We start from the raw sequence: 326 nt of genomic DNA, 5'->3' as shown, positions 1-326 counted from the left end.
AGCTCCGACGAGGCGAGCGCTACCGTCAAGACTCGTCGCTCAAAGGGGTCAAAATTGGACGCCGATCCGGGGTCAAATTTGAACGCCGATTGACAGCGTCGTTGCCGGATGCCGACTATCAGTTTGCGGAATGGCTCCTGGCCCGCGTCTCGCTCGATTATCATGTCGAGGTCGACGGCTTCTTCCCCTGAAGCTTGTGAGACGTCAAATGTATGGCCGCGGGAACATCGATCGTACGCATACGACGAAGACCGCCTGATTGACGCATGCGCGCGGGCACGGCGAGTTGTATGATGGCGATGCGTGAAGGTCAGGCGGCTTGCTGA

Annotated in this window: 1 pseudogene; it reads left to right on the top strand. The window is 58.6% G+C overall.

From position 1 onward, the window contains the following. A pseudogene (locus GSQ88_RS36230) lies at positions 1-191 on the top strand (hypothetical protein); the annotation flags it as partial. Positions 192-326 lie beyond the last annotated feature (135 nt).

The sequence above is a fragment of the Bradyrhizobium sp. S69 genome, assembly GCF_009766005.1.
In the GTDB taxonomy this organism is placed as follows: domain Bacteria; phylum Pseudomonadota; class Alphaproteobacteria; order Rhizobiales; family Xanthobacteraceae; genus Bradyrhizobium.
This window is presented reverse-complemented; position numbering and strand designations above follow the sequence as displayed.